This is a genomic window from Pedobacter deserti (genome assembly GCF_024436415.1).
Classification (GTDB): Bacteria; Bacteroidota; Bacteroidia; order Sphingobacteriales; family Sphingobacteriaceae; genus Pedobacter; species Pedobacter faecalis.
On record NZ_JAFMZQ010000001.1, the window covers coordinates 3,069,680 to 3,084,488 of the forward strand.

At 42.4% G+C, this 14,809-nt stretch carries 10 protein-coding genes; 2 read left to right on the plus strand and 8 right to left on the minus strand.

The window, feature by feature from the left end; all coding sequences use genetic code 11:
• Nucleotides 1–158: 158 nt before the first annotated feature.
• The 4 genes from J3P40_RS13935 to J3P40_RS13950 form a co-directional block, all read right to left on the minus strand.
• Complete coding sequence (locus J3P40_RS13935; protein WP_256006758.1) at nucleotides 159–1,691, minus strand: redoxin family protein; 1,533 nt, start codon at nucleotides 1,689–1,691, stop codon at nucleotides 159–161.
• Nucleotides 1,692–1,906: 215 nt separating this feature from the next.
• Nucleotides 1,907–3,400: a RagB/SusD family nutrient uptake outer membrane protein gene (locus J3P40_RS13940; RefSeq protein ID WP_256006759.1), complete on the minus strand. Its 1,494-nt coding sequence runs from the start codon at nucleotides 3,398–3,400 to the stop codon at nucleotides 1,907–1,909.
• A 9-nt stretch (nucleotides 3,401–3,409) separates the two neighbouring features.
• The gene (locus J3P40_RS13945) at nucleotides 3,410–6,964 is read right to left on the minus strand and encodes a SusC/RagA family TonB-linked outer membrane protein (protein ID WP_256006760.1); all 3,555 of its coding nucleotides are present in this window, start codon (nucleotides 6,962–6,964) and stop codon (nucleotides 3,410–3,412) included.
• A gap of 249 nt (nucleotides 6,965–7,213) precedes the next feature.
• Complete coding sequence (locus tag J3P40_RS13950; RefSeq protein ID WP_256006761.1) at nucleotides 7,214–8,344, minus strand: FecR family protein; 1,131 nt, start codon at nucleotides 8,342–8,344, stop codon at nucleotides 7,214–7,216.
• Between the two features lie 86 nt (nucleotides 8,345–8,430).
• Between J3P40_RS13950 and J3P40_RS13955 the strand changes: the two genes are divergently transcribed.
• Nucleotides 8,431–9,027, plus strand: a complete 597-nt coding sequence (locus J3P40_RS13955) for an RNA polymerase sigma factor (protein WP_256006762.1) — start codon at nucleotides 8,431–8,433, stop codon at nucleotides 9,025–9,027.
• A 162-nt stretch (nucleotides 9,028–9,189) separates the two neighbouring features.
• Here the strand turns inward: J3P40_RS13955 and J3P40_RS13960 are convergent, their stop codons facing one another.
• Complete coding sequence (locus J3P40_RS13960; protein WP_256006763.1) at nucleotides 9,190–10,044, minus strand: sugar phosphate isomerase/epimerase family protein; 855 nt, start codon at nucleotides 10,042–10,044, stop codon at nucleotides 9,190–9,192.
• 292 nt (nucleotides 10,045–10,336) lie between these two features.
• Between J3P40_RS13960 and J3P40_RS13965 the strand changes: the two genes are divergently transcribed.
• Nucleotides 10,337–11,194, plus strand: a complete 858-nt coding sequence (locus J3P40_RS13965; RefSeq protein WP_256006764.1) for a helix-turn-helix domain-containing protein — start codon at nucleotides 10,337–10,339, stop codon at nucleotides 11,192–11,194.
• A 314-nt stretch (nucleotides 11,195–11,508) separates the two neighbouring features.
• Here the strand turns inward: J3P40_RS13965 and bamJ are convergent, their stop codons facing one another.
• The 3 genes from bamJ to J3P40_RS13980 all read right to left on the minus strand — a co-directional run bounded on the left by bamJ (nucleotide 11,509) and on the right by J3P40_RS13980 (nucleotide 14,805).
• Complete coding sequence (bamJ, locus tag J3P40_RS13970) at nucleotides 11,509–12,216, minus strand: BamJ family beta-barrel-assembly machinery protein (protein ID WP_256006765.1); 708 nt, start codon at nucleotides 12,214–12,216, stop codon at nucleotides 11,509–11,511.
• A 76-nt stretch (nucleotides 12,217–12,292) separates the two neighbouring features.
• Nucleotides 12,293–13,381 (minus strand): TlpA family protein disulfide reductase, encoded by a 1,089-nt coding sequence (locus tag J3P40_RS13975; protein ID WP_256006766.1) that lies wholly within the window; start codon nucleotides 13,379–13,381, stop codon nucleotides 12,293–12,295.
• A complete protein-coding gene (locus J3P40_RS13980) occupies nucleotides 13,381–14,805 on the minus strand; it encodes a RagB/SusD family nutrient uptake outer membrane protein (protein WP_256006767.1) in 1,425 nt (474 codons plus the stop codon). The genes J3P40_RS13975 and J3P40_RS13980 overlap by 1 nt, the downstream gene beginning before the upstream one ends.
• Between the last annotated feature and the right edge of the window lie 4 nt (nucleotides 14,806–14,809).

Consider the following 14,809-nt stretch of genomic DNA (forward strand, 5'->3'; position numbering starts at 1 on the left):
ATCGGTATATAATTTAGGCGATCCGTCTTGTGGGATTATTAAATCTGTAATTTTTGCTTTTGCCCATGATCATCCTGTCTGCGAATCTACTTACGAATTCTTTGGATTTACATGTTGTATGAATGTCCATACTTTTTTTGCTCACATCAATCAATGACTTAAGACTTCTTACGCAGTAGTAGGTTAATCATAAGCTCTAAGTCTTCTTCATTATCTCCATCAGTCCTAAAATCACTAAAAGTCAGATAACCATTCTTATCAATCAAGAAATTTACAGGAGCAGCGCCCCCATTATCAAGATTTCCCTTGTTTCGTCCTTCCACATCTTCCAGCGGGGTGAAAGAATAGCGGGTCGACTTCATAAACGGAACTACATAATCATTTTGACGAGAGACGATATTAATTCCGACATAATCAACATCCTTGCCTGTAAATTTTCTTATCACATTTTCAAAATGAGGAAATTCTCCACGGCAAGGACCACAACCAGGGAACCAGTATGTCAACAGTAAAACTTTACCTTTAAAATCAGAAAGTGAGGCTGTTCCTTCGTTGAGGTATCGTTTTAAACCGATGAACGGTGTGGCAAGCTCTGATTGAGCATCAATTTTACTGAAAATGTTGGCTTCATTGTCAGCATCGTCCTTGCCAATCATCTTCCCGTACATCTTGATTGCATCCATCAATCGGACCGTTGGAGCAGTCACAAATGCTTTAATTATCGACTCATAAGCAGCCAGTGTGTTACCTCCCACATGCGCAGCTTGGGCTTTCAATAATATAAGATCGTTTCCAAACCGTGACCGCCTGGAAAGCTTTATATTATCTAAAACTTCTGAAGCATCAGTCACCTTGCCCTCCTTCAACAAATTTTTGGCCTTTACAATCCGGTCCGCCAGATCGACATGAGCCTGCCACTGTCTATCCTCACCACTTTCTTTGCTCTCCATTTCCTTTGCCAAACTCAAGGCACTGGCGGGATCATGGGATAGCAGCAACTCAAAATACTGAGGCATTCCGCTGGCGGACCAGTTGAAATCTTGAGGAGAGTACTTTTTCTTTAGCATCTCATAGTATTTCCGTTTAGTTAACGGATCATTAGATCTTGTAGCTAACCAATACAAGGCCTGCGCGCCTCTCTCACTGCTGGGGAACCTGCTTACTACATCTAAACTCAATTTTTCATACGTCTCCTTATCATTATTATAGAAAGAATTTGCGTAATAAAAAGCATAGGATGGATTAGAGGGGTCGGTCTCTGTAGCTTTTTTCAGATAAGAATTAGCTAGTTTAAAATCACCCCACCGCTCTCCGTCGATCCATAGCCCTGCCCAAGCGTCAGAAAAACTGGGGTTAATTTCCACAGCTTTCAATAGGTAGGATTTAGCTTTTGGATCTTCTTCACCGAGGTACGCTTCTGCTATCGCATAGGGAATATTTGCATTTTTTGGGAATTTGGACATCCATACTGCATACTGTTGTGTAACCTTGGGATTTTCTAAACCCATAGCTTCAATATATTTTTGATGATAACTAAGACTGTCGGGGTTCCTCTCTACGTCGGTCCTCAATTTCAACAGTTTATTTTTGTCCGTGATAATCTCAGTTTTCCTGGTTTGCGCGGAACTTTCTACGGTTGAGCTGGCTACTATCAAAATAGCACTGGCAATTTTAAAAACAAGTTTTTTCATTGAATATATCTAATTTAAAATAATGTTAGCATGATCTGACAAGCCACAGTTGTCATTTTGCATCACTAACTTTCAAACAACATGATGATAATCTAACGATATTGTTATCCCCTTTTACCGGCCAACTGCTAGGTTGCTTCTACTCAAAGGTATCGCCGATGAAAGACAAAAATTTATAACAGTAACGCTAAATTTCTCATATAGTGAATGTTGCGTTAATAAGTATTTTGCTGAAGTTGGCCACCACTCGCATTGACGTCAATGCCGTTAATAGGTACCATGTATCTTCTGCTTCCAGTAGGCAATGTATAGGTCTGTGGGGTGTTAACATCTACTCCCCCCTCACCTATTTTAAAAAAGTTTCTGGTCACCGTGACATCGTCTTGAGGATAATTGTTAACACTAAACCTGCGGATATCCAACCAGCGCATTGAGAAAGGAAACTCCCTTCTACGCTCGTTTAAAACCTGCGAGATAGCCTGATCAGCATTAACTGCTGAAAGGTTGGTTGGACTGGAAAAGCGCATAGCTCTCAACTCATTCACCGCCGCCATAGCATCACCAATGTGGTTGGTTCGGGCCAATGCCTCTGCTTTGTTCAAAATCAATTCCGCGCGTGTAAGGCCGGAAGGCAATTGTTTACCATCACTAAAGAACGAATATCTTATGACCTCTCTCTTGACAGAGCCGAATCTGCGACCACCGTTTTCAATCATAAACCATTTATACCGAAGGTCGTTGGAACCTTCAAACAGCGCTAGCAGAGAGGAACTGGGCATATAAAACTGGCTTCTGTTATTTGTGTACCTAGTATAGTAAAACTCCGGCCAATAAAGTGACTCAGCATTTGTCCAGAAATACATCTGTGGTACCTGCAGCGTAGCGGGTGGATTGTTATAAGTAATCGGAGCACCTGCAACGATCGTCTTATAATCCTTAAGGGAGACGGTCGTAGACGCTAACGCCCTATCAGAATATTCCAACGCCTTGGTATAATCACCAATAAAAAGATAATATCGGCTGAACATAGCTTCAACAGTTCGCTTAGTCACCCTCCACCTTTTTAAGGGATCAACGTCCTCACGTGCGACTTTCATAGCTTCATTGAGATCCGAGAGTATGAACTCATAAGTTTCCCCTAATGTGGATCTTTTAAGTGACTCCACCACGTTGGCAGACTTTTTCAAGGGCAACCCCGGAGTCGTCAAATTATCTTTACTATAGGGTAAGCAATAGTAATTTGCCAGCACCCAGTTTGAATACGCCCTGATAAAATGAGCATCAGCCTTTACGTATCCCTTCTGTTCTTCTGATCCTGTAACTTTTTCAACGTTTTCCAATATAGTATTGGCTAAAAATATCTTCCGGAATTCACCAGTCCATAGCGCATCAAGACTTGCATCAGCAACTTGTTGGATATTGAAAGTATAATAAAGAATATTTTCCAATGGCGCTACTGACGGACTCTCCTTATAAAGTTCGGGATCAATTTCCGTATCATCAGTGGAATAAGCAGCAGTTAGGTTCGTCTCGTCGGCGGAGCCACTGGCGACGTTCGCAGTCACAGGAATGTTGTCGATTAAAGCCTGTAACTGGTCCACATTTTTAATTGAAGTTTGACGCAGAGGCTCCTGATCCAGGAAACGCTTGCAACCAGCAGTGGACAACAGTGCCATGCCAAATAATATAATGATGTGTGATAGTCTCATGTCGATAAATTAAAATTGAAGATTTAAACCAAATGTATACGTGCCCACCGGACGGTTCGTTCCGGGTAGCCACTCCGGATGATAACCTCTACTGTTATCTGTAAATAGCAGACCAACGTTTCTAAGCTGCGCATACACCTTTACATTGCTGAAACTGACTTTGCGCACAAGCGATTGTGGCAGAAAATATTCCAGATTGATTTCCTTCAGTTCTACGAACGAAGAACTTTCCACAAGATTTTGTAAATTAGGCGTATACCTATCCCACAAATAGTATTGCTGTTCATCCATCTGAGGAAATGCTGGAATCGTTGGATCTCCGGCAAAAACGTCGGAAACAAATCGATCAACCGATGATTTAAAGGAGCCTATTATAGTCGAGTAATTAAAAATTGGTCTCCGGAATTTCCCGCCGAACGTACCAGTTATTACCATCATTAGATTAAAATCCTTATACCTGAAGTTGTTGATCCATCCCATTGTATGTGGTGGAATACTTGTACCCTCGTAAGACAAAAAATTCTTACCTAGTCCTGTATTGGAAAGTGCTGCGCTATTGGTAGTGGTTGGCACTTCATTCGGACCTAGCACATGAGGGACACCATCAACCATGCCCGCATATTTGTAAGCAAAAACAGAACCTACCGGGCGACCTTCAATATATTGTCCGTCTATCATTTCATAGGCATACACTGCAGGAAAATAGAGGCTGGTGATCTTGTTTTTATTGTACGCATACGTAAGATTGGTATTGTAGGAGAAGTCTTGGGTGATATCTACATTTGTTCCTAACTCGACCTCAATTCCCCTATTGTATATGCTTGCATTATTTACCCGACCAGACAACGCGCCGGATGCGGAAGGCAGCGCAATATTACCAACGATATCTTTTCCCAGGCGATTATAAGCATCTACTTTGCCGAGAAGCTTGCCTTTAAACAAAGTAAAGTCAATTCCCAATTCAGTATTGTAATTCCTTTCCCAACGTAAGAGGGGATTTCCAATGGTACCCACCGCACCAGTTATGGTGCCCGACACCGGGCTAGGCGAATTGCTAATATTCACCAACGTTTGTGTGGAAACAGATTGGTTAGCAAGCCCTGTCACGCCATAAGTGAATCGGAGATTCAACCGGTCCATCCAATTGAGCGATTGCATAAAATTTTCATTCGAAATTCTCCACATGGCGCCGACCGACCATAAGGGAGTCCATCTCAATTTTGGATTATCCGTGATAAAATTGGATGCATCACTTCGAATACTGCCTGATAAAGTATATTTTTGGTCAAGTGTGTATCCAACACTGCTATAAAAAGATGCCAGCCGGTTGGAATTCCAGTTCAGAATTGTGCTACCAGCATCTCCGGGAAACTCTTCTGTAGGTAAGGCAACGGCAGCAGTACCATATGTAAAATACCGCAACGGAGTCACTGAACTTCCATAGCCGTAAGGTGGCACCGTCACTTGGTTTTTCTCAGGAAAATAACCGTAGACGGTGGGGTTTGTCTGGCCCGTTATCAACTCATCAAAGATTTCTGAACCCGCAATGGCCGTGATCTGATGTCTTTCACCAATATTCTTGTCATAGTTGAATTGGCCTCTCAGCGTGTAGCTGCGGTAGTCCGACTGCGAGCTACGTAGAATTCCGCCCTTTGGAAGGAATACACGTCCCACTGTTTTCGAATCATCGTCGTATTCAACATATGAATTTACGTATCCGCGTACCGCGAATGTTTCCTCATTGAAATGTGAACTCGTATTAATCTTACGCTTTTCGTATTGCCCACTTCCATCGAACGTTACACCGCCCCCTAGTTTAAGGTTGACACCGGCCTGAATACGTGCACTTAAGTTTTCGCTATTACGTTCCCTTCCCCTTACTTCCCTTAATAAATTATAAGACCAATCTTGGTAAGGGAATTTTGAAGATGGTATATTATTCAGCTCCGCACGGTTGAAACTGCGCAGATTCACCCCATAAGTTCCATCCGGGTTGAGTAACAATTCATAAGGCGACAAACCTTCCAGTTCAGAAATGTCCGTGCCTGTCTCCCCCCCAACGCCACTAAAATCATTTTTTCTGTAGTGAATGTTTGCTCCAAAATTCAACGTCATAAATCTTGTCGCTGTGAAATTATTATTAAAGTTCAGGACAGCTCGGTCATATCCACGCTTAATAAATCCCTCTTTGTTATTTTCATAGAGCATTGAAGCAGACGTTTTCATCCGTTCGGTCCCTCCGGAAAAATTAAGAGTGACCTGGTTAAGGATAGCATTTCGCATCAAATGATCCTTTATCTGCGGGCGGTTGTCAATTGCACTGAGCCGCGCCAATTCTGTATTTAACTGTGATTCAGTAATAGCTCCGTATTTAAAAGCGAAAAGTTGCTCCTGGGCCAGAGTTAAAGGGCTTTCTATGTCATAAAATCCGCCAGCGTACGGAAAAAACAGTAAATTCCGGTCAAATGCAAGCTTTTCGTAAGCAATGTGATCCGCGGAGTTCGCCTGCAACATGACCTGATCCAGGTCGATCATTTGAGAAACCCGCGTAAATGCCCTTGCTTCGACGCTCGTCCTGCCGACTTTAGGAGATTTCGTAGTCACCACAATCACCCCGTTCGCACCCCTTGATCCCCAAATTGATAAAGAAGCTGCGTCTTTCAAAACAGTGACAGACTCGACATCATTGGGGTTAATATTATTGAAATCAAAACCCGAAATAGCAAAACCGTCTACTACAACCAGTGGTTGGGTAACTGACAACGGTCTTTCAATATCAGTACTTAAAGTACCCGCACCGCGAAGTAAGAAGGAAACGCTGCCATCAACATTTTCTTTTGCCTGCAAGCCCGCTACTGTCCCTTGAAGAGCCGTGGATAAGTTTGACACTGGTCGCCTTGACAGAACCTCCTGGCCAACGACATCGAATGCGCCTGTCGATCGGTCCCTGGAAATTTTTTCGTAACCTGTGTTTCCAGTCACCGCAACAGCTTCCAATTCCTTAACCCCTTCCTCCAATACTACATCTCTCATTACAGGTTCAGCGGGCAGCTCTTTAGTAACGTAGCCGACAAAGGAGAATGTCAATAACGAATTCTCAGGTACATCAGTTAGAACGTATGCACCTTTATCATTGGTATTGGTGACCTTGTTCGTTCCTTTTATCTTGACTGTCACGCCGGCCAATGGTTGTCCATCTCTTCCTAGAACCCGTCCCTTCACATCACTATTCTGTTCGGTATGGTGGGTCTGACTGGTGGCTGTTTGAAAATTTTTAGGTTTAATAATGATATTATTGTTATCAATTCTATATGACAAAGACTGATTTCGCAGTACTACATCAAGTACATCAAATAAATTCTCATCCTTAAAATTGACATTATACCTGAGCTTATTATTTACGCTCTCATCCGAGTAAAACACATTGAAATCGGTCTGCAGTTCAATTTGTGCAAAAATCTCGCTCATTGTTGCTCCTTTTTTTGTAAAGCTGAGTTTCTGCGCGAAGCCTGCTGCACTTACTTGAGCAAGCGAAAGTATTAATATGAAAGTGGCTAGCCTCATGATTAGCATTAGTTTTTTTAGCAGCCAACAATGAGGCGTACCAAAAGATAAAGTAATTTTATTCATACTTTAGTGGTTGGTTTGAGTTGAATTGGTTTTTCGGTCAATTATTTTGCCTTACGGGTCTAACCTATAGGCAAATGAAGGCTCAAACTATGCCGGATTGTGTTCCCGCACTTTCCGGCTTAATTAGCCTTCGCGATTCGTTAGTGTAGATTTTTCGTCATATATGGCCCTTAGGTTTAAAACTTAGTTGATTATAATAATTTTTCTGCCCTGAATCTTTGAGTTTATTCCTGCATATTTTAATGCGGTCAACAAACTCGTTACTTCGTCATATTTCGAGATGGAACCGCTGAAGGTTCGTCTCTTCAATCTTTCATCTTCATAAACGACATCGACATTATACCAGCGGGAGACGCCCCTCATGATCTCTTCTAAGGCATCATTTCTACAAGTAAATTTCCCCCTGATCCAATCCGTAAGTGCTCTCGCATCTACTTCACGCACACCAATATTGCCCTTATTCTGCAACGCCTGCTGATTTGGCTTAATGCTAACACCATTGACATTTACAGCGCCTTCGACCAAAGTTGTAGTTTGAAAGTCATCGTCACTATAGGCACTCACATTAAAATGCGTTCCTAGAACCTTAACTTCTTGGCCCTGACTTTTCACTATGAACGGATGATACCTGTTCTTGGCAACCTCAAAATAAGCTTCCCCTTCTAAAAAGATATCACGAGTGTCCCTAAAAAAATTCTTTCGGAAAGAAATTTTAGAGTCTGCGTTTAACCAAACTTTAGTCCCGTCAAGCAACGTGAACGTGTAAGTCTGTCCTTTTGTAGTACTGGCAGTAACTAATTCCTCCTCTCCAGTTGGTGAGGAAGACACCTCGCCCTGTTTTAAAGAGTAACTGCCAATCTCAGTTCCATCCTCATAAACAAATTGATCCGGCCTAAATACTACACCGTTCTGGCGTTCACTCAGTTCAATTACTTGTCCATTCGCCATAGTGATGGTGGCGCCATTTTTCCCAGGCACAATTGATTTGGTAAATTCAGTGGCGTAGCCTCTAGAACTGATGGCTCTCTGCGAACGATAGTTGAAGAACCATATACCAAAAACAATGGTTGCTACGGCAGCGGCAACACCGCCCAATATCTGCCGCATCCTTTTTGTTTTCGACATTCCGTTACCGGTCGCCGCGTCAATTCTTGATTTCAGCTGCTTACTAAAATCCTTTCGGCTTACTTTACTAAACTCGCTATTTTTTTCGGGCAATCCTTCAAACCAAGCCTCCAGTTCGATAAGTTCTTCGGTGCTGATAGTGCCAACCTGATATTTTTCCAGCAATTGTTCGGCAAGGGTACGATCCATATTTTAACTTTATAATCACAAGTTGCTGCTCAACCGGTTTGGTAGTAGATAATTTGCAATTATTTTTATTTATTTTGCTCTCTGGTATGAAAAGTCGAGGTAAACTATCGGATCAAGCGTTGACTCAACTTCTGCAACGAGGCGACTACGCTGCATTCACAGAGATTTACAACCGCAACTGGGAGCCCCTGCTTCGCTATATTTCCCGGGTGACAGGGGAGGATAATGAAGGAGCGCAAGACATTCTTCAGGAGGTATTTATCTCTTTATGGAACAGGCATTCGCTGATTGTCAACGCTGATATAAAACCCTGGTTATACGGAGCTGCCCGTAGAAATGCCCTATTCCACCTACGCACAGCAAAGACCCGGCACAAGTACATCACTAATCTGGCTGAGTATCTTTCCGAAGTGAGCAGTCCCTTGGATGAGGAATTCGATGCAAAAGAACTAACAATAATAATTGATCAGGAAATTGACAGATTACCTGAAAAGATGCGCGAAATATTTCTGCTTAGCCGGAGACAAAATCTGAGCTATAAAGAAATAGCGGAACAACTGAATATTTCAGACAAAACTGTGAAGAAACAGATCAGCAATGTCCTCAAAATCTTTCGGCAACGCCTGGATAGAAGAAATGCTGGATTAATTGCCATCCTCGCTCTCATACTATTTAAAAGCTGACCAGGACATTGCGCTTCTAATCTAATCGATGGAGCAGATTTTGTCGTTTGCTTAGGGGAAATAAACGGATTAATTGACTTGTGATTCAAACACCCCGATTCAAAAAGCAGAATCTGAATTAACCTGCACGACATCTAGTGCAGGTCAATTATCCCTAACTCCTTACAATTGCCCAAACTGAGAAAACGAAGTATCAAACGTGCGTTTAGCCATGTCTTCCAGGGGCAGTTTACGGACAACTTCTGAAAGAACTTCCACCCCCCATGGACCCTTGTATCCTTTAGCCTGAATTGCCCTGATAAAACCTGCAATATCCAAAACACCCTCCCCTGGTAACTTCCGCTTATGAATCGTGTCCTTCCATAATGGATTCACCGGATACCGGTCAGCATCATCGAGCTCAACAGCTCCGATAAACTCCGCTGGAATTTTTTCTATTTCAGTAAAATCTATGCCCCCCCGGCTAAGATGCCAAATATCTAACAGTAAACCTCCATTGGAACGATTGGCACCCTGAACAATACCAAGAGCAGTATCCATGGTGCTCACATTACTAAAGGGCATGATTTCAAGCACAATAGAGGTACCTACGTCGGCGGCACGCTGACAAAGTTTCGCAAATTCCTCTACCATTAGTGGTATGTTTACCTCTGTTGTGAAAAGGCCTGGCGCAATTTTTATGTCCCGAGCTTCCAGTAGTCCAGCTGCCGCTAGCAACTCATCCCGCATTTTGTCTGAGGCTCTGCGACGATCACCACGCTCGTACCAATTGTCCAAAAATTCAAATTCAACGTGTTTTATCCCATTCAACTCCAGAATATTTTTCATTTCCTTCAGACCAATTTGATCAGCAGTGTGCATCAAATCAGCGTGAACCAAGCCTATTCCTTTATAGCCAGCCTTAGCGGCTGCTTCCACACGGAACTTAAAATCGAATGGGCTTATTTCTGTTGGCCCGAACGGATGTATATCTCCCGAAAGGGTAAAATAAGCTGCTAATAACTCTACTTTTTCCATATATAAACAAATTATGTTGACAACTTTGATCAACGGTTTTAATTATTTGAAATCAGCCAAAAGCCGCATCCTTTCAACCATGCCTTCGCTAAATATTGCAACTCCGCTTTAACAACTCTTCAATCTGACCATCAATATGTAAATGTCGGGTCTCTGTGTACAGTGATCGTAATAACATCTCTCGGTAGTTCCTAAAAACTCATGGCTTACTAAGAAAATCTTTACTCAAAGTTACAGGTCGGAAAAAGGAACTAGTTGGTACAATTATTTCAATTTTATGTATATTTGGTATATGAAGATTTTAAAACAGTTCGATCCGCTGACAATTACCTTTGATCCGGAGGTGAGGGAAAGCTGTGCCCGCCACTCACACAATCACTTCGAAATTGTGTATATCAATAAAGGCACCGGTCAGCATTTCTTCAACGACAACGCACAGGAATATCGAACAGGAGATCTTTTTTTGATTTCGCCTGGGGATCAGCATTTCTTCGAGATCGGGGCAATAACAGCATTCACATACATCAAATTTAACGAAGCCTACTTCGAATCAAAAACACATCTTGCACCGGCGCATTATTATTTTACTCCCGAAGCGATTATGAAACTCAGTATGCTCAAGGAAATTAAGATTGAGATTGAACATCCGCAATCAGTAGTCCTCAAAAGCATTATTGATAGCATACTGGCTTATGATCGAGTAAAAGACGTGGCTCATTCAGTAGTGGTGTTCTATTTGCTGCTGGGCATTTTTGGCATTGTAAGAGAAGCGATGCAAGCCAAACAAGTGGTGGCCACAATTGATGATCGCAGTAATGGACAAGTTTTATCGTACTTGCACGAGAACATTTATAGACGCGAAAAACTGACAATAAAGGCAGTTGCAGCGCACTTTCACATCTCGGTCAAATACTTCAGCAACTACTTTAAAAGAAATTTTGACACTGCCTACCAGGAGTATCTTGACAACTATCGCATAAAGCTCATAGAAAAGCGCATGGCAATAGGCGGCATAAAGCTGAAACAGATAGCCCAGGAATTCGGATTCACCGACGTGAGCCATCTGTCAAAAGTGTTCAAGAAATTAACCGGACTGACTCCAACGGATTACAAAAAATTGCTGAGAAAAAAGGTCACATCAGCAAGTTGAACTGCCCACTCATTTCAATTCAAAGAGATATTTTTCCAACTAAATGGAAAAGCTTCAACGGTATAGCCGCAGATTCAAATCACCGAAAGTTCAACAGCAGACGCATCCGTCTGCAGCAACCTTACGACCACTTCGTAAGTCTGCTTCGGCGGTCGGACTCTCCTACAGCTCAACCATCTTTACTTCTCTTCAGCTGTTTCAGTTTGATTTTAGTTAATTTCATGGTTGGGCGTTCTTCTACTTTTTAATGTCAAACAATGGAATAACTGCAATATATGTTCAATAAATTACGGCCGTAAAGGCTATTATCTACCTTAAACCTTCTGTCTTATCACCTTTAATAGCTCAATTTCGAAAATCAAGACTGAACCTCCTGGGATTTTTGGTCCCCTGTCGGAAGTGCCGTAAGCTAACTTGTGCGGGATATAAAGCCGATATTTCGACCCTTCAGACATCAGCTGTAAACCCTCTGTCCAACCTTTAATCACACCTCCTAAAGGAAAAGAAGTTGATTCCCCTCGTTTGTAGGAACTATCAAATTCGGAACCGTCTGTCAATTGGCCAAAATAGTTCACCTCAACCGTATCCGTGATCAACGGCTTTACGCCATTACCTTCCCTGATAACTTCATATTGCAGCCCGGAAGATGTTGTGTTGACTCCTGGTTTCATTCTATTTTGAGCTAGAAACTTTAGTCCCGACTGAACCTGAGACACTGCCTTAGGATTGGTAATTTTTAAAACAATAACCTCAGCCTCATCCTCCGTCATCCTGGTTTTCGTGTTTGCCAATACATCCTTTACAGCCTGATTTAAACTTGTAGGGGCAATAGATTTAATGCCCTGCTTGAGATATGACTTAGTAGTCATCATTCCAATAGCATAACTTATCGAATCATTAGTCGTTTTCAAAGCAAAAGGTTTTACTACTATTTTAGTGGAACCTTGCGTTTTCTTTACAATCTTTTGTGCAACTGCGGATAGCGAGACCAGGCAAATTGCTGCAAGCAAATATTTTTTCATTATTATATTTTGGTTGATTAAGAACGGCCGGCTAAGAGCCGGCCGACTTACAGTTTTAATATGAGCGTATTCAGTCTTAGTTTATTTTACTTTTTATTTCGTTTAGTTTCTTCTTATACCCCTCCACAGTATATTCAAACACCCGGCCACTATATCGTTGATCTTTCAGTTCCTCGCGTCCCTTCAGCACAGCTTCTTCCATGGTGATTATAGCGCTTTTATAGTCACCCATCTTTAAGTATCCGTCAGCCATTTTATCGAGGATGATAGAATTCACATCAGATTCTTTCAGCCACTGGATGGCTTTTGTGTAGCTTACTTTGTCCAGTTTATTTTGATCTAAAACAATCAACGCCAGACCAGTTTTCATATCAGGAAATTCTTTAAGTATTGTATCTGCGTAAGCAAAAGCCTCACGAGCTGACTTTTTAGTGAGCAGCGCTTCAAACATCTTCGCCTGAAGTGCACCTTTTATAAAAGGAATTTCTTTTGAACCGTTCTCCACTGCGCTTTCCAGCATCGTAAAATCTGCTGAATCGGTCGCATCTTTGATAGCCTTTAAAATCCTGTTTAATCGAGCACTTTGTAGTACCGAGGCCTGTTGTGCTTTTGTATATACCTGTTTAAACGCCGGTAAATCGAACGTCCCATTTACCAAACTATCCAATGGACCTTCCAGATAATGGGGGTGGCCAATCCATTGTATGATGCCATTTTTTATTACAAACGTAGATGGGATACCATTCTGACCTGCAGCACGCAACCAATTATTTCCCATTTCTTGTGCATTGTTATCTACGATGACGTTGTAATCCATACGGCTGCCACTGGCGGTTACAAATTTTTCAACTGCAGGAATAGCAGATTCATACGGCTTCCCCTGAGTTTTTTCCCATACATTGACTCCGACGATGTGGGCTTTCCCTTTATATTTTCGAGCCATTTGCGAGAGGTGCGGCATAGCGGCAACGCATGGCCCACACCACGTAGCCCAGAACTCGTATACATAAACCATATCTTTTTGATCTGGCTTAAAAGGCTGGCCCTTTAACCACTTGGAGTAATGAATGGCAGGTGCGGGATCACCTACAGTCAACAGATTTTTTTCTTGTCCGATGCATCCTATGGAGACGAATAGGCTAGCTAAGATAATTAAATTTTTCATCAGTAATTTTGTGTTAATTGAAGATTAAAGTTCGTTGCATTCTGTGGAAACGGGTAAATCCATAAAGGTGACTGCGGTGTAAGTATATAAGTCTCGCCAAGAATGGTCCGGCGCAGATTCGATGCAAACTCTGGCTCGGTGTTCCATCTTTTTAGATCAATCATATCCTTCATGGTATTGAAGTTCTCACTCCTCGACAATTGCTTCAGTAGTGCAAACAATTCGGTTCTGGTAGCAGCAGGTGACGCGACATACCTGTCGGTGATGATGCGCATCTTACGGATATCTTCCATCTTTTGTTTAGCTCCGTTGAGGTCATTGGTACGCAGCAGACATTCAGCCTCTGTCAAACGCGTATCAACCGAGGTAAGGCCTGCACCGCTGACTTCCGACAGTGTACCTTGAAACGACCAAATATCTTTAGCTCCCGGCATGCCAAAGTATACCCCATAATCACCGGGATAGGGAATATTGGCGAAAGTAGGGATATAGTTGTAGAGCACGGAATTTGGATCAAATTGTGCTAGTACCTCAGGAGCATACCACGTAAGGTACATTACAGAAGGGGTATTGAAAAGATCTTCCTTACTGGTAAACCTGGGTCTTGCCCATCCTTTCGGGCTCGGTGTTTTCCCGGGCACAGGATAGTCTACAAGCATATTGTTGTGGTCATCGATGTGACTGTTGATGGCCAGGGAAGCGCGCGCAGACACAAGCGCCTCGTCAAATCTACGCATAGTTAAAAATACTCTTGCCTGGACCGCATACGCAAATGATTTTCCCACACGCTGGGTGTTCACACCTTCATCAAGCATGGCATTCAGCTTGAAGGCATCATCCAAATCTTTAAGTATGAGGTCATAAACTTCCGCTACGGTATACTTTTTTGATGGCTCAGAGATCAGGTCTGTTTCCAACAAGTAAGGTACACCACCATCCGTATTTGCTGTTGCAGGGTTGTAAGCCTTTGCAAAAATGTTCACTGACAAGTAGTGAAACCACGCCCTTAGCACCAAGGCCTCGGCCTTATATCGGTCAATTAGCGAACGCACCCCCTTTGCGGCATCAGCGCGGGAAATCACCGGATTGCAGGTTTTCCCGATCACGCTATAAATAGGTTCATAAATATCGCAGTTTGGACGTAGTGCTGCTCTGTCTACTGTTTCATCCCAAAATATAATGGCATGATTGAAGGTCTTTATTGGCTCTTGTTTCAAGAGTCCAATATTCGCAAAATAAATTCCTGATGTGAGACTTGCTGTTCGAACCACTTCGAAACCAGAATAGGGATCGTTCAACAATAAATCTAAATCACTTGCCGTACTCAGGAGATTCCTGCCCTTGGGTTCTATTTCGGTGAATTTTTCACAACCGGCAAGCGCAACCAATAATATGATTGATATTCTATATAATATATTCTTCATCTCA